At 69.7% G+C, this 18,629-nt stretch carries 23 protein-coding genes; 11 read left to right on the top strand and 12 right to left on the bottom strand.

The features are described from left to right. Positions 1-11: 11 nt before the first annotated feature. On the top strand, positions 12-1,115 hold the full coding sequence (locus ASD90_RS10485) for an ANTAR domain-containing protein (RefSeq protein WP_056755552.1): 1,104 nt from the start codon (positions 12-14) through the stop codon (positions 1,113-1,115). A 67-nt stretch (positions 1,116-1,182) separates the two neighbouring features. On the opposite strand, the gene ASD90_RS10490 is transcribed toward ASD90_RS10485, so the two are convergent. The 3 genes from ASD90_RS10490 to ASD90_RS10500 all read right to left on the bottom strand — a co-directional run bounded on the left by ASD90_RS10490 (position 1,183) and on the right by ASD90_RS10500 (position 3,335). Beyond that, positions 1,183-1,506 carry a hypothetical protein gene (locus tag ASD90_RS10490; protein ID WP_157610671.1) on the bottom strand — a complete coding sequence of 108 codons (324 nt, stop codon included), beginning with the start codon at positions 1,504-1,506 and terminating at the stop codon, positions 1,183-1,185. 141 nt (positions 1,507-1,647) lie between these two features. Continuing rightward, complete coding sequence (locus tag ASD90_RS10495; protein WP_056755558.1) at positions 1,648-2,250, bottom strand: dihydrofolate reductase family protein; 603 nt, start codon at positions 2,248-2,250, stop codon at positions 1,648-1,650. A gap of 143 nt (positions 2,251-2,393) precedes the next feature. Then, the gene (locus ASD90_RS10500) at positions 2,394-3,335 is read right to left on the bottom strand and encodes a patatin-like phospholipase family protein (RefSeq protein ID WP_056755561.1); all 942 of its coding nucleotides are present in this window, start codon (positions 3,333-3,335) and stop codon (positions 2,394-2,396) included. Between the two features lie 317 nt (positions 3,336-3,652). Here ASD90_RS10500 and ASD90_RS10505 point away from each other — a divergent pair, with 317 nt between their 5' ends. Then, positions 3,653-4,291 carry a hypothetical protein gene (locus tag ASD90_RS10505; protein WP_056755563.1) on the top strand — a complete coding sequence of 213 codons (639 nt, stop codon included), beginning with the start codon at positions 3,653-3,655 and terminating at the stop codon, positions 4,289-4,291. A 55-nt stretch (positions 4,292-4,346) separates the two neighbouring features. Here the strand turns inward: ASD90_RS10505 and ASD90_RS10510 are convergent, their stop codons facing one another. From ASD90_RS10510 to ASD90_RS10520, 3 genes are all read right to left on the bottom strand, one after another. Continuing rightward, on the bottom strand, positions 4,347-5,279 hold the full coding sequence (locus tag ASD90_RS10510; protein ID WP_056755566.1) for an alpha/beta fold hydrolase: 933 nt from the start codon (positions 5,277-5,279) through the stop codon (positions 4,347-4,349). A 213-nt stretch (positions 5,280-5,492) separates the two neighbouring features. Further along, entirely contained in the window at positions 5,493-6,125 is a 633-nt protein-coding gene (locus tag ASD90_RS10515) for a dihydrofolate reductase family protein (RefSeq protein WP_056756388.1), read from the bottom strand. Between the two features lie 110 nt (positions 6,126-6,235). Then, positions 6,236-6,799, bottom strand: coding sequence for a hypothetical protein (locus ASD90_RS10520; protein WP_157623150.1), 564 nt, complete (start codon positions 6,797-6,799; stop codon positions 6,236-6,238). A 75-nt stretch (positions 6,800-6,874) separates the two neighbouring features. Between ASD90_RS10520 and ASD90_RS10525 the strand changes: the two genes are divergently transcribed. The 3 genes from ASD90_RS10525 (at position 6,875) to ASD90_RS10535 (ending at position 9,031) form a co-directional block, all read left to right on the top strand. Continuing rightward, on the top strand, positions 6,875-7,504 hold the full coding sequence (locus ASD90_RS10525) for an ATP-binding protein (protein WP_235506546.1): 630 nt from the start codon (positions 6,875-6,877) through the stop codon (positions 7,502-7,504). A 52-nt stretch (positions 7,505-7,556) separates the two neighbouring features. Next, positions 7,557-7,988, top strand: coding sequence for a DUF309 domain-containing protein (locus tag ASD90_RS10530; RefSeq protein ID WP_056755571.1), 432 nt, complete (start codon positions 7,557-7,559; stop codon positions 7,986-7,988). 113 nt (positions 7,989-8,101) lie between these two features. After that, a complete protein-coding gene (locus tag ASD90_RS10535; protein ID WP_056755576.1) occupies positions 8,102-9,031 on the top strand; it encodes a TIGR03621 family F420-dependent LLM class oxidoreductase in 930 nt (309 codons plus the stop codon). Between the two features lie 255 nt (positions 9,032-9,286). On the opposite strand, the gene ASD90_RS10540 is transcribed toward ASD90_RS10535, so the two are convergent. Beyond that, positions 9,287-9,898, bottom strand: coding sequence for a dihydrofolate reductase family protein (locus ASD90_RS10540; RefSeq protein WP_056755579.1), 612 nt, complete (start codon positions 9,896-9,898; stop codon positions 9,287-9,289). Between the two features lie 328 nt (positions 9,899-10,226). Between ASD90_RS10540 and ASD90_RS10545 the strand changes: the two genes are divergently transcribed. After that, positions 10,227-11,237, top strand: a complete 1,011-nt coding sequence (locus ASD90_RS10545) for a DUF4037 domain-containing protein (RefSeq protein WP_235506548.1) — start codon at positions 10,227-10,229, stop codon at positions 11,235-11,237. Between the two features lie 100 nt (positions 11,238-11,337). Here ASD90_RS10545 and ASD90_RS22950 read toward each other — a convergent pair whose 3' ends face one another. Next, positions 11,338-11,847 (bottom strand): nitroreductase family deazaflavin-dependent oxidoreductase, encoded by a 510-nt coding sequence (locus ASD90_RS22950; protein WP_162260195.1) that lies wholly within the window; start codon positions 11,845-11,847, stop codon positions 11,338-11,340. Positions 11,848-11,906: 59 nt separating this feature from the next. Between ASD90_RS22950 and ASD90_RS10555 the strand changes: the two genes are divergently transcribed. Further along, positions 11,907-12,509: a YdeI family protein gene (locus ASD90_RS10555; RefSeq protein ID WP_056755588.1), complete on the top strand. Its 603-nt coding sequence runs from the start codon at positions 11,907-11,909 to the stop codon at positions 12,507-12,509. Between the two features lie 31 nt (positions 12,510-12,540). Here the strand turns inward: ASD90_RS10555 and ASD90_RS10560 are convergent, their stop codons facing one another. From ASD90_RS10560 to ASD90_RS10570, 3 genes are all read right to left on the bottom strand, one after another. Beyond that, a complete protein-coding gene (locus ASD90_RS10560) occupies positions 12,541-13,311 on the bottom strand; it encodes a MerR family transcriptional regulator (protein ID WP_056755591.1) in 771 nt (256 codons plus the stop codon). Between the two features lie 193 nt (positions 13,312-13,504). Next, complete coding sequence (locus tag ASD90_RS10565; RefSeq protein WP_162260196.1) at positions 13,505-14,620, bottom strand: glycosyltransferase; 1,116 nt, start codon at positions 14,618-14,620, stop codon at positions 13,505-13,507. Next, complete coding sequence (locus ASD90_RS10570) at positions 14,613-15,317, bottom strand: class I SAM-dependent methyltransferase (RefSeq protein WP_157623152.1); 705 nt, start codon at positions 15,315-15,317, stop codon at positions 14,613-14,615. Before ASD90_RS10570 ends, ASD90_RS10565 begins: the two co-directional genes overlap by 8 nt. Before the next feature lie 338 nt (positions 15,318-15,655). On the opposite strand from ASD90_RS10570, the gene ASD90_RS22955 reads away from it, so the two are divergent. The 4 genes from ASD90_RS22955 (at position 15,656) to ASD90_RS10585 (ending at position 17,655) form a co-directional block, all read left to right on the top strand. Then, positions 15,656-15,859, top strand: coding sequence for a YdeI/OmpD-associated family protein (locus ASD90_RS22955; RefSeq protein ID WP_255358555.1), 204 nt, complete (start codon positions 15,656-15,658; stop codon positions 15,857-15,859). A gap of 73 nt (positions 15,860-15,932) precedes the next feature. Next, complete coding sequence (locus tag ASD90_RS10575) at positions 15,933-16,343, top strand: VOC family protein (protein ID WP_056756393.1); 411 nt, start codon at positions 15,933-15,935, stop codon at positions 16,341-16,343. 40 nt (positions 16,344-16,383) lie between these two features. Beyond that, positions 16,384-17,193 carry an alpha/beta fold hydrolase gene (locus ASD90_RS10580; protein WP_235506550.1) on the top strand — a complete coding sequence of 270 codons (810 nt, stop codon included), beginning with the start codon at positions 16,384-16,386 and terminating at the stop codon, positions 17,191-17,193. Between the two features lie 45 nt (positions 17,194-17,238). Further along, a complete protein-coding gene (locus ASD90_RS10585; RefSeq protein ID WP_056755604.1) occupies positions 17,239-17,655 on the top strand; it encodes a nitroreductase family deazaflavin-dependent oxidoreductase in 417 nt (138 codons plus the stop codon). Positions 17,656-17,682: 27 nt separating this feature from the next. Here ASD90_RS10585 and ASD90_RS10590 read toward each other — a convergent pair whose 3' ends face one another. Further along, positions 17,683-18,552, bottom strand: a complete 870-nt coding sequence (locus ASD90_RS10590; RefSeq protein WP_056755608.1) for an oxidoreductase — start codon at positions 18,550-18,552, stop codon at positions 17,683-17,685. Positions 18,553-18,629: the final 77 nt, after the last annotated feature.

The raw sequence follows: 18,629 nt of genomic DNA on the forward strand, positions 1-18,629 counted from the left end.
CCGGATTGGGCATGCATCGGAGCTGGGCTCGGGAGACGCAGAGGAGCGACCTGATGGATGTGCAACCACTCGACGTGGAGCGCCGATGGGCCGCCGAGAAGCGTGACTTCGTCGGCGACCGCCGTGATGACCTGGCTGACGCGCGAGACGTGGCCGGCGACGTGCGAGACCTGACGGCCGACGCGCGGGAGCAAGCGCTGGACCAGCGCGAACGGGAGCTGGCCGCCAGGGAGTCCGAGCTGGGCCTGCTGCGCGACTCTGTCGAGGCAGCCGCGCAGGGGCACGATGCGCTCGACGCCCGCGTGCGGGCGCAGCAGGACCGGGAAGATTCTGGGGTCGAGCGTCAAGCTGCTGCTCGAGCTCGCGAGGATGCGACAGATCGACGGTCGGAGGCCACGCCGACCACGAGCCTGGCGTCGGCGTTCGCCGTCATCGCCGAGAACCTCTACGCGGCGGACTCCTATGACGCGATCCTCCTGCGCATCGCCGAGACGGCAGTGAGCACGGTCGCAGGTTGCCGGATGGCCAGTGTCACGGTCAGCGAGCGCGGGGCCTACCGCACGGCCTCGACGACGGACGTGACGGCGTCGTCGGTCGACCAGGCGCAGTACGACGCGCACGAGGGACCGTGCCTGGACGCCATCGACACCCCGATCGTGTACGCGAAGTCATTCCCGGACAATCGATGGCCCGTGCTCTCGTCACGTCCGGCCGAGCTGGGGGCGCAGTCAGCCGCCTCGTACCGGCTGGCAACGATGAGCCAGTCCGCGCTGAGCGGCGGGGCATCGCTGAACACCTACGGCCATGAGCCGGATGCGTTCAGCGACGAGGCGCAGCAGATCGGGCTCATCCTGGCGGCGCACGCCTCGATGGCGGCCAGGGCGGTCCGCGAACGAGACGGCCTGGAGGAGGTGGCCGACAACCTGCACCAGGCTCTGTTGACCCGGGACGTCATCGGCCAGGCCAAGGGCATCCTGATGGAGCGGCTCAAGCTCACCCCGGAGGATGCGTTCGACGCCCTGCGTCAGGCGTCGAACCGGCTGAACGAGAAGCTCCACTCCGTGGCGCTCAACCTCTCCGAGACCGGCCAGCTCGACACCCGCGACACGGACTGACGCCCACGGGTCGAACGCGCCGCACGGCCGCGATCCGGCAGGGGGCGCCCGGGTCGCACGATCCCGACTACGCCGCCGGCGGAAGGAGCTGGGCGAGAGCGTCGGCCATCCGATCCCGGCCGGCGCCGTTGCGGCCGACGTTCCCCAGGCCGAACTGCAGGTTCGCGGAGAGTGTGACCTGCACGGTGCCCGGAGCGACCTCACGGACCCGCGCGGTGACCTTCTCGCCGAAGGCGAGGACCATCCTCCCGGCGGTGAACACGAAGATGCCCGTCGCAGGGTCCGAGGAGAGGTGCTGCATCCCCGTGCGACGAGCAGCCTCCTCGAGGGCCGTGACCGCCTCCCCGGTGCTCGCCAGGAAGGTCATCGACCTGTCGCCCTTTGCGCTCATCTCACCGCTCCCTCACGCAACGCCTTCCGCGAGCCGCCGGCAGGGCCTGACCCGAAGGTCGACGGACGGCCGACTCCTCGCGCGTACGACGAGAGTAGCGAGCCGGCGGCGTCGTGCGTGGCGCATCACCGGGCGCCGACGTCAGGACTTCGCCCTGCGCACCGGGTAGCGCAGGTGCGTCACGCCGACCCCCGAGACGACGCTCGGGTTGCCGAGGACGGTCGGCGTCCCGGCGAGGTGGTCGAACAGCCGCACCCCGGAGCCGAGGAGCACGGCCGCGATGTCGATCTGGAGGTAGTCGAGAAGGCCGGCAGCCAGGCACTGCTGGATGGTGTCGGCGCCGTGGACTCCCACGGACTTGCCGCCGGCGGCCGACTTCGCCTGCCGCACGGCGCTCTCGATGCCGTCGGTCACGAACTGGACCGTCGAGTCCGGCCGCGGCCAGCCGGCGGGGATCTCGTGGGTCAGGACGAACGCCGGTCCCCAGGCGTGGTTCCCGCCCCAGCCCTGGGCGACCTCGAAGGTGCGTCGACCGGTGAGCACTGCACCGAGAGAGGCCGTGAGGACGCGAAGGTGCTCGGCGCTCGGCTCGGACACCTTGAACGTCATGGGGGCCGAGCCTCCGGTGTGGAACTCGACGTCACCTGACGCGACGTACCAGTCGAACACCTCGGACACGTCGTCGTCCGGGCCTGCGACGTAGCCGTCGAGCGACATGGACATGATTGCGACAACGTCGGTCATGGCGATGCTTCCTCTCAAGAGACGGTGTGGCCCGCGTGCACGGGCTCTGTCTGTGCAACGAACGCAGCGGGCCCGATCGGACACCCCGCACCTGACATTCTTCGACGCCATCGCGACGAGCAGGGTCCTGGACGCTGTCGGAGTCAGCGCCAGAACTCGGCCAGCCGCTCGGCGAGGGCTCGGCCCTGCTCGTGACCGCCGCGCGCGGCCGGCAGGCGCGTCGACGGGTCCAGCGCGTTGGCGTCGAAGACGGCACCCGAGCCGGCGTCCGGGAACACCGTCTCCACGCTGCTGCCGCCGGCGCGCAGGTCGGCGACCTGGCTCGCGAGGTCCATGCGCCACTCGAGCGGCATCCGCGACCGACCGCCGAAGGGTGACAGCACGAGCACCCGCCGGCATCCAGCCGCGAGATCGGCGTTCTCGCTGCGTCGGTAGCCGCCGTTGAGGTACCGGTTCTCGCCGATGCGGTAGGGCGTCATCGCCGACGTGCTCGCGGCGACGGCGTCGACCAGGTCCACACCGCTGTGACGGTCGAAGACGACGGGCTCCCCGGTGTACGCGTCCACGGCCGGGATCAGCACCGCCCGTTGCGGCCAGTGCCGGCTGGGGAGTCGGGACGCGACGACGTCGCGCCAGCGCGACGTCTGGCCGGAGTCGTCGGATGCATCTCGCTCGAGGGCCGCGGCTCCCATCCTCCGGCGCATGTCGGACGCGTCGGCGGATGCGTCGATGATGGCGTTCGACCACGCCAGGTAGTCCGGTCCCGAGACGCCTGGAGCGCGACCTCTGGGCGACCCAGCGCCCCCGGCCGGTGGACGGGGCACCTCGGCCAGGATGGCGGCATACAGCTCGGTCGGCGACGTCACGCTGGTGATCTGCGCGGCCACCGTCGACCCTGCCGACGTGCCGATCATGAGGTCGGCCTCGGTGAGGTCGACCCCGGCCTCCAGGAGGCCGGCGACGATGCCGAGCTCCCACGCGTTGCCTGCGGCGCCGCCTCCGGCGAGCACCAGGGCTCGCCCTCTCGCGGTGGTCGCCAGCGGCGTGCCCTCGGCGTGCGGGCTGGTGGTCGGTGTGGTGTTCATGGGAATCGCCTTTCACAAGTTGCCTTTTGGGCGCTCCCAGTCGCGACTACCTCACTCGCGTCATCGCTGACCGCGGGGGAGCACCCAGTGCGGATACTGCGTACATGGGTCTCACCTCCTGCCGGTAGCTCACGGTCATCGGAACGCTAGCAGTGCGGTGACGTGGCACGCACCGGCAATTCGAGAGGCGCCCGACAGCGTGGGTGCAGCCTCGAAGGGGTGGTCTCTGACCGCCCGCCCGTCAGCGCCGAGATCTCGGCGGGCCCGGTGCGGCGTGTTCGCGTACGGAGCGAGGGCCGCGGGTCCTACATTGAGTCATGGCTGACATCGTGCTGGGCCTCTTCGCCATCCTTGCCGGCGGTTTCATGCTCGTCGCCGGACAGCTGGTGCTGCGGTTCGTCCTCCCCATCTGGGGTTTCTTCGCCGGATTCGCCTTCGGGGCGGGGCTTTTCGCCGAACTTGCCGACGAGCGTTTCCTCGGTACCGTGCTCGGCTGGGTGGCGGGAATCGTGTGCGCCCTGATCTTCGCGGTGCTCGCGTATCTCTACTTCGCGGTGGCGGTCATTCTCGCCATGGCCGCGTTCGGTTTTGCGATCGGTTCGGGAGTCGTCGTCGCCCTGGGTATCGACTGGAACTGGGTCGCCGTCCTCGTCGGCATCGTGATCGGCGCGGTGCTCGGTCTCGTCTCGGTCATGGGGAACCTGCCGATGATCGTGCTTGCGGTCGTCAGCTCCATCGCCGGAGCGGTCAGTGTGGTCGCCGGTCTGATGCTGCTGGTGGGGGCCATGGACTCCGCCGACTTCACCCAGGGCAACTTCACGCAGGCGGTCCAGGCCAGCTGGGGCTGGTACCTGACCCTGGTGGTCCTGGCCCTGCTCGGCATCGTCGCCCAGACCCGGCAGAGGCTGGCGATGCGCCGCTCCATCCAGGAGACGTGGTACGTCGAGAGTCGCTGACGACGACCCGAATCTCCAGGTGCCGCAGGCACGGACGTGTTGCTTGGGCGGCGGGTCAGGGAGTCAGCGCGTCGGTCACCGTGGAGACGACCAGGTCGGGATGCGACCGCCAGACGACGTCGTCGGCTCCGGTCGCCGTGACGACGTGGCTGCCACTGGCCAGGCTCGCCAGACGACGCTGCCCCACCGTCCAGGCTGCTGCGAACTTGTCGGCATCGACGGCAGCGGGGAGCTGCGGCCGCTGATCGCCGACGACGTCCCAGAGCGGCACGTCGAGGCGGTCGATCCGGTCGTAGGTCGTCCACGACCTCGGGTCGAGACTCTCGCGGTTGGTCGCCGGGTCGTTGAAGCGGCGGTTGGCGGCGAGCACCGAGGCCAGCTCGGGATCGCCGGGATCCGGAGGCGGCATCAGCGAGGGGATGGCCGTCTCGAATCCGGGCGGACTGGGGTCGAGCAGCACGAGTGCCCGGGCGTCCGTGTGGTGGTGCGCCGCCCACGTGACGGCGATCGGCCCACCCAACGAGTGCCCGACGAGCACGACGGGGCGGGGGAGGCGTAGTGCCGTGATGACGCCGTCGAGGTCGGCCGCGATGTCCTCGAACGTCTGGATCGCCGGCGGGGAGTCGCTCCGCCCGACCCCGAGGCGGTCGTACATGCACGTGCGTGCCGTCGCGCCGAGACGGGTGGGCACGTCTCCCCAGTCGTCCATGGTGCCGCCGTAGCCGATCACGAGCAGCACCGATGGCCCGTGGCCCGTGCACTGGGCCTTGAAGTGGTGGCCGTCGACGACGAGGTCCTGCTCGGCCTCGAGCGTGGCCCGGCCCGAGGTCCGACCTGACGTGGTCGGTGCGCCCGGCGACGGCGACGCGCCGCCAGACGTGCAGCCGGCCAGCAGGACCAGCACGCTGAGGGCGGCTGTCGCCGTTGCCCGAGCACGAGCCCGCGGGAAGTCCGCCTTGTCGCCGGTGTGCTCGCTCGATGTGTTCATCGGAGCCTCCTTCGGGGCGTCGGTTCCGTGTCGTCGGGGTCTTCACCTCGACGATGGCCGTCTGCCCACCCCGCTGTCTGTGCGCGCTACGACACTCCATGCGTACTGCCGCTCGCGGCGGGCGTGGGCGCGCAGGTCATGGCTCGCCGCGGACCTGCAGAGGACACGACAGGCCGCTCGTGTGTCGAGCGGGCCTGTCGTGGGTGACGACGTCTACGGGGCCTTGCGCGTGAAGGTCAGGTGGGTGACCCCGGTGGGGGACGAGACGGCCTCGACGTCGAAGGCGTCCTCGACGCCCTCGAGACCGTCCCAGAGGCGTACGCCGCGACCGAGCACGATCGGGACCTGGACGAGGTGCATGTGGTCGATGAGGCCGGCGGCGAGGAAGTCGCGGACGACAGTGGCGCCGCCGCCGATCCTCACGTCCTGGCCGTCGGCTGCTGCTCGAGCGGTCTCGAGCGCCTCGGCCGGGGTCGCCTCGAGGAAGTGGAACACGTTGCCGCCCTCCATCTCGATCGAGGGGTGCGCGCGGTGGGTGAGGACGAAGACCGGAGTGTGGAACGGGGGATTCGGGCCCCACCAGCCCTTCCAGTCCGGGTTGTCGTGCCATCCGGGCGGGCCGAACTTGTTGGAGCCCATGATCTCAGCACCGATGCCGGGACCGTGGCGCTCGGCGAAGGCATTGTCGACCCCATCGGTCCCGCTCGCGTCCCAGTACCGGGTGCGCATCATCCACTGGTGGAGCCGCTGGCCGGCGTGGCCGAAGGGCGCCTCCAGCGACTGCGGCTCGCCCGTGGCGAAGCCGTCGAGGGAGATGGAGAAGTTGTGGATCCGTGCGAGTGACATCCGCGCTCCTCGGTCGGTGATGGCGCTGGGCAGTCGGTGCTGGACGAACACGCGTCGCGGTCGAGGCTAGTCGGAGATGAGTCCCGGGTGCAGGCCAGAGCCCCGGCCATCTAGGGCGCCCAGCCCGCAGGTGGCGGTGGCGTGCGGTCCACACCTCCGTCCGATCGACGGACAGAGAAGTTCGGGTTCACCTGCGCCGCCTCCAGCGAGGTGTCGAAACCGAGGAGCGTCTCGGCTGCTGCGGGGGACGCGGCCGCCGTTCGCGCAGCGGCGCTGAGCACGGACGCGGCATACAGAGTGGTGTCCGCGCCCTGCATGTGGCTGCCCGAGTGCGGCTTGTCGTCGGACTGGTCGCCGGGTCGCCGGAACATTCGCAGCAGGTACGCGGGGTCATCGTCCTGTGCCCAGCCCGCAGCGCGGGCGAGCTCCGTTGGGTCGGGACTCGTCGGTCGGTGCTCCTCCGGCAGGTCGCGACACAGGCGGCGATAGACCGCGTCACGCGTGTCGACCGGAAGCTGTGCAAACACCTCGGCGTGAACCGCGTCGAACACCCGGGGCGACGCGACGCGGAGGAGGTACTTGTACCGGCCCACGTCCAGGGCCGCCTCGGCATCAGGCCCGCTCTCCTCGGACTCGTGCCGGATCATCCGCCGCAGGCTGCCTCGAAGACTCATGACCACTCCATGTAGGGGTCGACCTCGGGCCAGAGTATCGGCGCGCACGATCGGGCGTTCCGTTTCGGAGGGTCCGTGCCCGCCGTCGCGCGCCTACGGGCGATCGCCGATCCGGGTCCCGGTAGGGTCCTCGGCCATGACGAGGCGTCAGCTGGGACAGGGGTGGTGATGAGACCACCACGTCTGTACCTGACTGTCGGACTCCCCAGCACGGGGAAGACCACTGCCGCGCGGCGCATCGAGATCGAGCACGGGGCCCTTCGTCTCACGAAGGACGAATGGGTGAAGGCCCTCTACCTGCACGAGAACCCGCCATCGGCCCAGGACGTGATCGAAGGACGCCTCATCGAGGTCGGGCTGCGCGCCCTCGAGCTCGGCAACGACGTCGTCATCGACTTCGGCCTCTGGGGTCGCGACGAGCGTTCCGCTCTGCGGCAGGCGGCCGCAGACCTCGGCGCGATGGTGGAGATGCTCTACTTCGAGCTCACCCCGGACGAGCAGCGGCGACGACGTGACCAGCGCCAGGCCGAAGCGCCACACACCACCTGGCCCATGAGCGACGACGAACTCGCCACATGGGCTGCCAGCATCGACATCCCGACGTCAGGTGAGCTCGACGGCACCGAACCCATTGACGACCCGCCGGCCGGATTCGCAACATGGGACGAGTGGCGCAGGCATCGCTGGCCCCCGTCGGTCTCCTGACTCGTGGCGGAAGACGGCGCCGTCTGGTGCCGCCTCTTGGGAGACTGGTCACATGACGGGACCTGATCGTGACCGGGATACCGAAGGCCGGGCTCGCCAGGCACGGCCTCGCGACGCCCTGGGTCGACCGCTGCCCTACGGGACCGAGGGTGTCGAGCCGGTGTCGGAGGAGCCCCTGCCCCCCGAAGAGGCCCTTGCGGCCGCTCGAGAACTCGTGGGGGCAGGACGTCCGTTCTCCGCCCACGAGGTGCTGGAGGCGCGTTGGAAGGCTGGACCGATCGAGGAGCGGGACCTGTGGCAGGGGCTTGCGCAGGTCTGCGTCGCCATGACTCACGCGGCCCGCGGAAACCAGGTTGGAGCGGATCGACTCTTCGACCGCGCAGCGGAGCGGTTGGCCGCATTTGCGGCGAGCGGACGCTGGGCCTACGGCCTTGACGTGGACGCTGTCGTGGAACAGGCACGACATCACGTCGGAAAGCTGTGAGCGCCAGCCGGATCGCGGCCGGATGACGCACGCGTTGGCTCGGCCGGACTGCTGCAGCACGGCGCGCCGCAGACGACGGCTAGGGAGGCTGCGGGCGCGGAATACTCTCAGGCATGACCCTCGAGGAGACGTCGCGGCCCTTTCGGTTCGGCCTGGTGACAACGGGCGGAACCGAGGAGTCGAAGACCGCCTGGACCTCTTACGCGCGACGCGTGGAGGACCTCGGGTTCGATGTGCTGCAGGTCGCTGACCACTTTCACAACTCCACCGTGTGCACTCCGAGACTTGCGGCGGCAGCAGCCGTGACGTCAACGTTGCGGGTTGGCTCCTACGTCTACGACAACGACTTCCGGCACCCCGTGCTGCTGGCTCGCGAGGCCGCAGAGATCGACCGCTTGTCCGGTGGCCGGATGGAGCTCGGCATCGGGGCCGGGTGGTCCCGCTCGGAGTACGAGATGGTCGGAATTCCCTTCGATGAGGGCGCTGTCCGAGCTTCCCGGTACGAGGAAGCGGTGGAGATCGTCCGCCGTCTCCACCACGGCGAGACGCTGGACTGGGTGGGCGGGCACTATCGGCTGAACGGGTGCGAGCTGACCGTCGAGCCGGTGCAACGACCCATCCCCCTGCTTCTCGGTGGCGGAGGCCCACGCATGACGAGACTGGCGGCTCGGTGGGCGGACACCGTGGCGTTCGTTCCGAAGTCTCTGCCGGGTGGTGGGCTGGATCCCGCGGAGTTCTCCCAGAGCGCCTTCGACCACAAGATCAGCGTGCTGGAAGCGGCATTGCAGGAGCGATCCACGAAGCCGCCCGAGCGCGCGGCTCTCGTCTTCGGCATCCACGGGTCCAGCGACGAGATACCCCTCGAGGACTGGACCTCCCGAGAGGTTGCCTCGACCAGCCCCTACTACCTGGTCGGGGACACAGCCCGGGTCGTGGACGAGCTCCTCACGCGACGGGACCTCTGGGGGATCAGCCACTGGACGTTCTGGGAAGAGGACATCGACGCCGCCGCAGCGATCGTCGAACAGCTGCGCGGTCAGTGAGGGGCGCCAGATCTGCGAACGGCAGATGGCGAGAAATGCGACGCACCTCAACTCAGCATGCGCCGACCGGGAGGATCGGCAGGTTCGTGGCGGAAGACGCATGCCTTCGCATGGTGAAGCGCGCGGGTGGAACTCGCGGCTGACCCATCCCCCACGGTGCCGCTCCCGCAACTGGCACACCGTGTCCCGGACCCGTGCTGCCAGCTGCGCCAGTCGACCCAGCTGCGAGCGCGAGTCCCTCCGGCGGGGGAGCGGCTACGTCTCGGGCCCGTACGTCGCGAACTCCGGCTCACCCGTGACATCGAAGGTGAGCACCGACAGGCCGCTTGGCGTCGTTTGATGGCTGACGAGTTTCAGACCGGCCGGCGGCCCGTCGTCCGGGAAGAGACGTCGCCCCTGGCCCAGCACTACCGGGGCGACGACGAGCCGAAGGGTGTCGACCAGTCCAGCTGCCAAGACCGAGCGAGCCAGCCGGGCGCTGCCATGAATCTGCAGTTCCCGACCTGGCTGCTGCTTCAGTTCGGCTACCTGCGTGGGGAGGTCGCCCGACAGGATCTTGGTCGGCCTCCAAACGGGCTGGGTCGGGCCGTGGGACGCCACGTACTTCGGCAGGGCGTTCATGATGCCGCCGAAGGGATGGTCGGTCATCTGCGGCCAGTCGCGCGCGAAGTTCCGATAGGTACGTCGACCGAGCAGCAATCCGTCCGCCTCGCCGAGCCAGTTCCCAACCAGCTCGAGAAACGGCTCGTCGACGTACGGCGCGAACCAGCCGCCGCGGGTGAACCCGTCGCTCGTGTCCTCGTCGGGAGACCCCGGCCCCTGAGACACGCCGTCGAGCGTGAGGAACTCCTGGACGACCAGCCGCATCAGCTACTCACCTTCGCCGTTCCCGGGCGTTGGTCCGCCCTCGGGTCTCCGCCAAATCTGCCGAACCGGCACCCTGGTGTCCAGCAAACAGCCACCGATCCCACTCGCACTCCAAGAAGAGGACAGGCCCGCTCGTCGCCGCCCCGGGGGCCGGGAGTCTTCCTCGCGGGCGGGCGGTCTGACCTAGCCATGGTTGTGCTCGCTCGCGGCAGCGTGTTCCGTCCCGATCACGACGGGTCCTGCATTTCGCGACGGCCTCGGCCCGCCCTTGGCTCGACCGGGCTGGTGCGTGGGTCCACACTGAGTTTCCGTGGAGGGGGCTGATGGCGTGTCGGAGTTTGTTCCGGGGGCGGTGCTGAGCCGGCGGTTGTACGACGAGGTCGTGCGGCCCCTTCTGAGCGCCAACTTCCCTGACCTGCCGCACTCTGCGGCGCTGCTCGGCCGCGGGTCGGAGGTGCTCGGCTTCGACGACGAGATGTCGACCGACCACGACTGGAAGCCGCGTGTTCTGGTCTTCCTCGCCGAGCAGGACGAGCCGCGCCATGGCGCCGCGGTCCGGGAGGCGCTGGAGCGGGATCTACCGCCGACCTTCGCTGGTCACCCGATCGGCTACGAGGTCCACACCGTCCGCGGTTACGTCCGGCAGCAGCTGGAGCTGGACATGGCCCGCGACATCGAGCCGCGCGACTGGCTGACACTGCCCGAGCACGGGCTGCGCATGTTCACCTCGGGGGTCGTCTTTCACGACGAGGTCGGCCTGCAGGCGGCGCGAGACCGTCTGGCCTACTACCCCCACGACGTCTGGCTGTACCTGCTGCTCGCCGGCTGGTGGCGCGTCCACCCCGAGATGAACCTGGTCGGCAGAGCCGGAGCCGCGGGCGACGAGCTGGGCTCCTCGGTGATCGGGTCGCGTCTTGTCTCGGATCTCATGCGGCTCGCCTTCCTGATGGAACGGCAGTACGCGCCGTACTCGAAATGGTTCGGAACGGCCTTCTCCCGCCTTGCGTGTGGCTCGGAGCTGACGCCCGTCCTGTGGGACGTCGGGCGCGCGCAGGCCTGGCAGGACCGCGAAGCGGCGCTGATGACGGCGTACCAGCGGCTGGCGGAGATGCACGACGCGCTCGGCCTGACCGCTCCCGTGACGACCAAGGTCGTGCAGCTGTGGGACCGACCCTTCAAGGTCGCCTGGGCCGACATCCCCGACCTGCTCCTCCCTGTGATCCAGGACCCAGCCGTCGTGAGCATTGCGCAGAGATGGCCGGTCGGCCCCGTCGACCAGTTCCGCGAGCTGATCTGGACACCGAAGAACCGACCCCTGCTGTTGCGTCTCTTCGACTAGGGCGCCCCAACCGATCAGCTGCCCGGAAGGGCGGGCGCCCAGGTCCGCACGCCCGGCAGGCGGTGGTGTGGCTCGCCTTCGTCCGGGCGGCGGCGGGCCGCTACAAGCCGAGCTGATGGTCCACCGAGCCGTCGACGGTGAGCACGATGAGCGGGCTGTGCAGGAGCATGTCCGGCACGTCGGTGCGACCCCATCGCCGGGCGGCCGCCTCGATGAGGGGCCGGCGTTCGTCGGGGTCGGTGACGACTCGGGCCGTCGCGGGCACGTCCACGACGACCGACTGCTTCATGTGAACGATGACGTGGGGGTCGGCCTCGATGTTGTAGATCCAGTCGCGCTTACGGTCAGCCCGGGGCATTCCGGTGATGAACAGCTGGCCGTGGTCGTTGTGCAGGAAGATCTCGATGCGCCGCGGTCGACGGGTCCGCCGGCCCGTCGTCGTCAGATCGATGATCTGACTTTCGTTCAACGCCGTTCGGGTGGCTTCATCCAGCGAACGCTCGGGGTCCATGGCGCGATCCTCTCGACTGAACCGTCCCGGCCATTCTATGGAGGGCGGCGGGCGCCGCGAAGGCCGTGGTCCGGGCGCGGCGATGTGATGCAGGTCCATGGCTACCTGCCAGCCGTGGAGCCGGCCTTCCTGTCGGTGGGCGATGACAGGATGGCCGTATGTCCGACGATGAGACGCCGGAGGAGCTGGCCGGCCAGCCGGTGATCTCGTTCGCCACTGTCTCCGACTGCGAGGCATGGTTCGCCGAGCACCACTCCGACCACCGCGGCTTCTGGCTCAAGATCGGGAAGGTGGGCGCGGCGGAGACGGTCAGCTACCCGGAGGCGCTCGAGGTCGCCCTCTGCCACGGCTGGATCGACGGGCAGAAGCGGGGATATGACGAGACGTACTGGTTGCAGCGCTTCACCCCACGCGGACCGCGGAGCAAATGGTCGCAGACCAACCGGGACAAGGCCGAGGCGCTGATAAAGTCCGGTCGCATGCGGCCGACCGGGCAGGCGCAGGTCGACGCGGCGAAGGCGGACGGCCGGTGGGCGGCGGCCTACGCGGGCCAGAAGAGCGCGACCGTCCCCGATGACCTGGCCGCCGCGCTCGCCGCCGACCCGCAGGCCAGAGCGTTCTTCGAGACACTCAACGGCGCCAACCGCTATGCGATCCTCTATCGCGTTCACGACGCGAAGAAGCCAGAGACCCGGGCCGCGCGCATCGCGAACCGTCCACTGACTGCTGGCCGGATTCGACGCTGCGTCCCGGCGGTGTGACGCACTCACCGTCGCAGACAAGCGTGACGGCTCAGGGCAGGCGCTTCTCGATCCGGGTCCACCCGGTCCAACCGCGCTCGGCGATCAGCTCCCGCAGCCGCGCGACGGCGGGGTGGGCGGCATCGGCGAACGAGTCCATCAGGCGGATGAACGCCGCGTCCGGCATCTGCTCGTCCTGTCGGTCCAGCTCGCCGCCGGCCGCTGCCTCCTCGAGCAGCTCGCTCATCAGGTCGGCCGTCTCACGCAGCAGCTCCTCGTCCTGCCAGTCCTCTGCGATCCGACCGATGAGTCGGTAGAGCTGGACGACCCTCGGGTTGGCCAGCTGGGCCGTCTTTTCGGCCATGAGCGCCGGGATCGCTTCTGGCCATCGCGCCGCCATCAGGATCCAGGCATCTCGCTCGGGCTCGATGACCGCCTCCGAGGCTCCGGTGGCACGCAGCCGGTCCAGGTAGTCGACCACGTCCTTCGGGAGCGCCAACGAGTCACCGGAGCCCAGCAGCGCGATGCGCCGGCGGTGCTCCTGAAGCGCGCGGATCTGCGCACGTAGCTGCTGGTCGATGTGGGCGGTCGCATCGGCGAACGTCTCCGGGTCAGCGTCGAGCAGCTCGCGGACCCGGGCGAGCGGGACGCCGGCGTCGGCCAGGGTGCGGATCCGGATGAGTCGCACCACCGCGGCGGCGTCGTAGGTGCGGTAGCCGGAGGCGTCGCGTTCCGGTTCCGGGAGCAGTCCGATGTGGTGGTAGTGCCGCACTGCGCGAATGGTCACCCCGGCGTAGGACGCCAGCTGTCCGATCGTCAGCATGGCCTCAGCCTGCCCGAAGCAGACACTGCGTCACCAGTCCAGGGGGTGCGGATTGAGCGGAGGGCTCAGCCGTCCACGAGAAGACTGCCGAGGTCGTGAACGGTCGATGTCACCCGGCTGGCCCGACAGGCCGGGGTGTCGCAGCAGTGCGCCGACCGACCAGTTGGCGCCACGTGCGTGCACCGGCCGATCACTACTCTGGGGCCTGAGTCCGCCGCCGGGTGGGTCGTTCCTCATGGGTGAGCCGCCGGTAGGTGTCGGCGTAGTACGGCGCGATCCGCTCGGGGCTGAAGCGTTCGGCGTAGATGCGCCCCGGTCCCGGGTCGGGGACCCCGCGACCGTGCAGGAGTTCGTCGATGGCGCGTGCAAGCTTTTCGGGGTCCTCGGACGGGACGAGCACACCGCGGCCCTGCCCCAAGGTCACGGGCAGCCCTTCTACGGCGCTGCCAACGACCGGCACCCCCAGGCCCAGTGCGAGGACGGCACTCTGTGACCAGGCTTCCTCCCGGGACGGGACGACGTGCACGCTGGCTCCGGCGATGTAGGAGCCGGGCGAGCGCACCCATCCCGGCAGGTGTATCCGATCGGCCAGGCCCAGGGCGCGAGACCGGGCGGTGAGGGACTCCCGCAACGGACCATCACCGAGCAGCAGCGTTGCCGGCGGATCGGGAAGCATCGCCAGCGCCTCGAGCAGGACGTCGGGACCCTTCTCGGGGTGCAGGCGCCCGGCGAAGGTCACTCTGGGGCAGGGCAGCCCGGGCAGCGCCCGTGCATCGAAACCCTCGATGATGGAGCGTCCCTCGAGCAGCCGCCCCGCCGGGACGCCGAGCGAGACGGCGAAGGCGCGGGCAGCGGGGCCGTGGGTGAAGAAGGCCGCAAGGCGTCCGGCGGCGGCGCGAGCCTGGGTGACATGGTCGCCGTACGGCCAGGTCACGGCGTTGTGCTCGGACGCGACGAGCGGGACTCCGTCGGGCACGGCCGCCGCCGCCGCCCACCAGGCCCCGAACATGTGGGCGTGGACAAGGTCGGCGTCTGCCAGGCGGGAACGCAGCCATTCGGCGAAGTCGGTCGACGGCACCCATTGCAGATGTGCGTTCCGGGCGAAGGTCTCGACGGGCACGCCGAAGGCGGTCGCGAGGGCGATCCCTTCATCGGTGGCGTCCCCGGCGTAGAGGCGGGTGACGAATCCTTCGGAGCGCAAGGCGGCGGACAGTCGCAGGGCAGAGAGCTGGGCCCCGCCCCGCTCCAGTACTCCGATGACCCGGGCGATGGTGAGCGGCCGGCGGCCGGTCGATGGCCCGTCAGCCATGGCCGCCGCCCGGGCCCTCGGCGGCCATCCGGGCCACCGCGACACCCCCGCTCTCGAGGCTGCGGTCGAAGGCGAGCCCGGTCTCTTGCTCCCAGCGGCGCAGTACCTCCTGCTCACCGGGACGTTCGACGTCATCGAGAACGACGGTGGCGCCCGGGGTCAGGCGGCTCTCGAGGACCGGCAGGGCGGGGTAGCGGCTCAAGCCGTGGCCGGCGGCATGCGCGGGTGGGCCGTCCACCAGCAGCAGGTCGATGGGATCGGTCCCCAAGGCTTCGCCCAGTCCCTGGGCCAGGGCTGCCTCGTCGTACCAGCTCATGCCGGACTCGGCGCGGGGATGCGGCAACAGGGGCGCCTGAACGATCGTGACGTCGGCCCCGACGCCTTCGCGGTCGAGCTGAGCGCGCACCCACCGGGCCCAGAGCGGGTCGTGCTCGACGCTCGCGATCAGGAAGCCACCGTGCGGTGGGCGCTGGGTCATCAGGCGGGCCAGGAGAACGGTACTGATCCCGCTGCCGAGCTCGACGATGCGGCGCCGTTCGTTCAAGACGATGTCGTTGCAGACGGTTACGAGCCCGGCGGGTCGCATCGCGCCCGAACCCCAGGGCAGGTACGGGCCGGAAAGTGCGGTGAGCGCATGCATGGCGGCCGCGTCGGAGAAGCCACGACCTGTCGGAGTCGAGGAACTGGTCGCGGCCACAGACTGACCGTAGCGCTTGGTGACCGCCCCCACTCCGGCTCTACGTCATCGATCAGCGCAACCTCGACGAGCCCGTTCACCGATTGCAGTCAGACGACTACTGCAACGGTCTCAGCTCTCGGCACGTCCGGAGCAGGACAGGCGCCCGCCTTGCGGCGGTGCGACGCCCGCGGTCAACGCCCTCGTTAGTGACATGGACGGAGATCTCGTCCTCCGCGCGGCATGCCCGGACACGCTACGGCTGGGAGTGGTTCGCATGGCGACGCCCTTGAATCCACAGGAAACCTGGGCTCAGTCCTGGAGACGGCTATCCGGACTTCGCCAAGGACCGTCCAGGCCTGGTCCCCGCCGCGCTCGCGGCCGACCTGCAGGCCAGGGCGTTCTTCGAGACACTCAACGGCGCCAACCGCTATGCGATCCTCTATCGCGTTCACGACGCGAAGAAGCCAGAGACCCGGGCCGCGCGCATCGCGAAACTGACTGGCGGCCGGATTCGACGCTGCGGTCGCGGCCGTGGGACGCACCCTGACACCGGCGACTGAAGCGGATCTGGCGGCGCCGCGGGGCATCGATGCTTGGCAGAGGTGTCATGTGATCGTGTGGCACTATCGCCGGATGCTGCGACTCACCGACTTCATCATCGACTGCCCGGACACGATGGAGCTGGCAGCCTTCTACTCGGAGGTGACGGGTCGCCCGGTCAAGGAGGGCAGCCACGGCCACTGGGCCGGTATCCGGTTTGGTGAGATCGAACTGGCCTTCGTCCCGGTGAAGGACTACCGCCCGCCGCAGTGGCCCGACAACGAGCACCCCAAGCAGTTCCATCTCGACTTCGAGGTCGACGACATCGAGGCCGAACAGAGCCGCGTCCTGGCCCTGGGCGCGACCCTGCAGCAGGACTCCATCGGCCCCGACGGCTACGGCTGGCGCGTCTACACCGACCCCGTCGGCCACCCGTTCTGCCTCTGCCACAACAAGGGAGTCACCTGGACCGACCAGGGCCCCATCTGGCCTGAGGGCGAGTAGGGCGGGTCGGACGCAGGTCACAGCCATACGCTTGATTGCGGTGAAGAGACAGACCCGCCCGCGCCCCTCGAAGCGCTCTGGATCGACGTCGACCATGAAGCAAGCGTCCAACCCGCAGCCCAACGCCGCGGTGGCGCCCGAGTCGATCTCGTTACAGTCAAGTGTGCTGACCTTCGTTCTCATTCCGGGGGCCGGTGGCTCGGCGTGGGTCTGGAGTCGAGTCACCGGATTCCTGCGCGAGGCCGGACACGAAGTGATCGCGGTCGATCTGCCGGGTGACGACGAAACCGCCGGATTGCCCCGCTACACAGAGGTGGTGGTCGACGCGATCGGTTCACGCTCGACGGACGTGCTCGTGGCAGGGTCGCTCGGAGGCTTCACCGCGCCGCTCGTCTGCGAGCGGGTGCCCGTCCGGGAGCTGGTGCTCGTCAACGCGATGATCCCCGATCCTGGCGAGACCGCACGCGACTGGTGGTCGCACACCGGCGCCCTCGAGGCCCAGGAAGAGGCAGCCCGCGTCGGTGGCTACGGACCCTTCGACGTGGACCGCTACTTCCTGCACGATGTCGACGCCGAGATCGCGGCCGAGGGCGAGTCCTACCGGCGCGCCGAGGCCGACACCGCTTTCCAGTCGCCGTGTGTCTTCAAGGCGTGGCCAGCAGTCAAGACCCGTGTCCTGGCCGGCGCTGACGACCGCTTCTTCCCGATCGGTTTGCAGCGTCGGGTGGCTCGTGACCGGCTCGGCGTGGAGGTCGACGTGCTTCCGGGTGGGCACCTGCTGCCACTGGTGCAGCCACGGCTGGTGGCCGACTACCTGCTGCAGACGGCTGGCCCCGTCGAGGCCTGCTGAGGCCTCCCGCGCCTTGGTGGAATCTCTGCGCGTAGCGTGACGGGCATGAGCGAGTGGAACGACAAGGTCGTCGCCGAGTTCCGTGACAACGGCGGCAGGGTCGGCGGCCACTTCGAGGGTGCGCCCCTGCTTCTCCTGCACACCACCGGCGCCAAGTCGGGGGAGCCACGGACCAACCCGATGATGTACCAGGCGGTCGACGGCGGCTGGGCCGTCTTCGCGTCCTATGCCGGCCTCGACGTCAACCCGGCGTGGTTCCACAACCTCAAGGCCCACCCCGACGCGGCGATCGAGGTGGGCAGCGACGGTCATGTCGAGACGATCGACGTGCACGCCCGGGTCATGACACCCGAGGAGCGCGAGCCGGTCTGGCAGGAGCAGAAGCGCCGCTACCCCGGCTTCGCCGACTACGAGAAGAAGACCGACCGGGTCATCCCCGTCGTCCTCCTCGCGCGTCGCTGAGCCACAGCCCCGAGAGGGTCGCCGGGATCAGGCCGCGACCGCTGCCAGCTCGGCGAGGTCCTCGTCGGTGAGCTCGAGGTCGGCGACCGCCATGTTCTCCTCGAGGTGTGCGACCGACGACGTGCCCGGGATGAGCAGTACGTTGTCGGCGCGGGCAAGCAGCCACGCCAAGCCGACCCGAGCGGCAGGCACCCCGCGACGAGAGGCAACGGCCTGCACGGCCGGCTGGTCGACGACCTTGGGCAGGTGCGGGAAGGCCGAGCCCAGCGGGAAGTAGGGCACGTACGCGATCCCAGCGGCCCCGCACGCCGACAGCACGTCAGCGTCAGTCTGGTCGACGAGGCTGAACGGGTTCTGCACGCACACGATCTCCGTGATCGCTTGCGCCGCAGTCAGATCCGAGGCAGACACCGTCGACAGCCCGACGCCCGCGATCTTGCCCTCGTCACGCAGGGCAGCGAGCTCGGCCACCTGGTCCTCGAGCGCCACGTCGCCGGCACCCGGTGCATCGGCATCCATCCGGCGCAGGTTCACCGCCGTCAGGTGGTCGACCCCGAGCGCACGGAGGTTCTCCTCGACGTCGGCCCGCAGCTCCGCAGGCTTCTGTGCCGGCAGCCACGCACCGTCGGCGTCACGACGCGCGCCCACCTTGGACACGATGGCCAGGTCGGCGGCATACGGGTGGAGGGCCTCGCGGATCAGCTCGTTGCTGACGTCGGGGCCGTAGTACTGAGCCGTGTCGATGTGGTTGACGCCGAGCTCGACGGCGCGGCGCAGCACGCGCAGCGCCTCGTCGCGGTCACGCGGCGGGCCCATGACGCCGGGGCCGGGGAGCTGCATGGCTCCGAAGCCCACGCGTCGGACGGTGCGGTCTGCCAGGGGGAAGGTGTCGGTCATCTGATCGACGCTAGGCGTTCGAGCGCACTCCAACGCAAGTCTGCCTCCCGGCCCCTCCCAACCTTGGACACCGATCT

The organism is Terrabacter sp. Root181, assembly GCF_001428505.1.
Lineage (GTDB): Bacteria > Actinomycetota > Actinomycetes > Actinomycetales > Dermatophilaceae > Terrabacter.

Coding starts and splice junctions, on each gene's coding strand:
- ASD90_RS10485 (WP_056755552.1), top strand. CDS start 12: ATGCATCGGAGCTGGGCTCGGGAGACGCAGAGGAGCGACCTGATGGAT.
- ASD90_RS10490 (WP_157610671.1), bottom strand. CDS start 1,506: ATGAGCGCAAAGGGCGACAGGTCGATGACCTTCCTGGCGAGCACCGGG.
- ASD90_RS10495 (WP_056755558.1), bottom strand. CDS start 2,250: ATGACCGACGTTGTCGCAATCATGTCCATGTCGCTCGACGGCTACGTC.
- ASD90_RS10500 (WP_056755561.1), bottom strand. CDS start 3,335: ATGAACACCACACCGACCACCAGCCCGCACGCCGAGGGCACGCCGCTG.
- ASD90_RS10505 (WP_056755563.1), top strand. CDS start 3,653: ATGGCTGACATCGTGCTGGGCCTCTTCGCCATCCTTGCCGGCGGTTTC.
- ASD90_RS10510 (WP_056755566.1), bottom strand. CDS start 5,279: ATGAACACATCGAGCGAGCACACCGGCGACAAGGCGGACTTCCCGCGG.
- ASD90_RS10515 (WP_056756388.1), bottom strand. CDS start 6,125: ATGTCACTCGCACGGATCCACAACTTCTCCATCTCCCTCGACGGCTTC.
- ASD90_RS10520 (WP_157623150.1), bottom strand. CDS start 6,799: ATGAGTCTTCGAGGCAGCCTGCGGCGGATGATCCGGCACGAGTCCGAG.
- ASD90_RS10530 (WP_056755571.1), top strand. CDS start 7,557: ATGACGGGACCTGATCGTGACCGGGATACCGAAGGCCGGGCTCGCCAG.
- ASD90_RS10535 (WP_056755576.1), top strand. CDS start 8,102: ATGACCCTCGAGGAGACGTCGCGGCCCTTTCGGTTCGGCCTGGTGACA.
- ASD90_RS10540 (WP_056755579.1), bottom strand. CDS start 9,898: ATGCGGCTGGTCGTCCAGGAGTTCCTCACGCTCGACGGCGTGTCTCAG.
- ASD90_RS22950 (WP_162260195.1), bottom strand. CDS start 11,847: ATGGACCTGCATCACATCGCCGCGCCCGGACCACGGCCTTCGCGGCGC.
- ASD90_RS10555 (WP_056755588.1), top strand. CDS start 11,907: ATGTCCGACGATGAGACGCCGGAGGAGCTGGCCGGCCAGCCGGTGATC.
- ASD90_RS10560 (WP_056755591.1), bottom strand. CDS start 13,311: ATGCTGACGATCGGACAGCTGGCGTCCTACGCCGGGGTGACCATTCGC.
- ASD90_RS10565 (WP_162260196.1), bottom strand. CDS start 14,620: ATGGCTGACGGGCCATCGACCGGCCGCCGGCCGCTCACCATCGCCCGG.
- ASD90_RS10575 (WP_056756393.1), top strand. CDS start 15,933: ATGCTGCGACTCACCGACTTCATCATCGACTGCCCGGACACGATGGAG.
- ASD90_RS10585 (WP_056755604.1), top strand. CDS start 17,239: ATGAGCGAGTGGAACGACAAGGTCGTCGCCGAGTTCCGTGACAACGGC.
- ASD90_RS10590 (WP_056755608.1), bottom strand. CDS start 18,552: ATGACCGACACCTTCCCCCTGGCAGACCGCACCGTCCGACGCGTGGGC.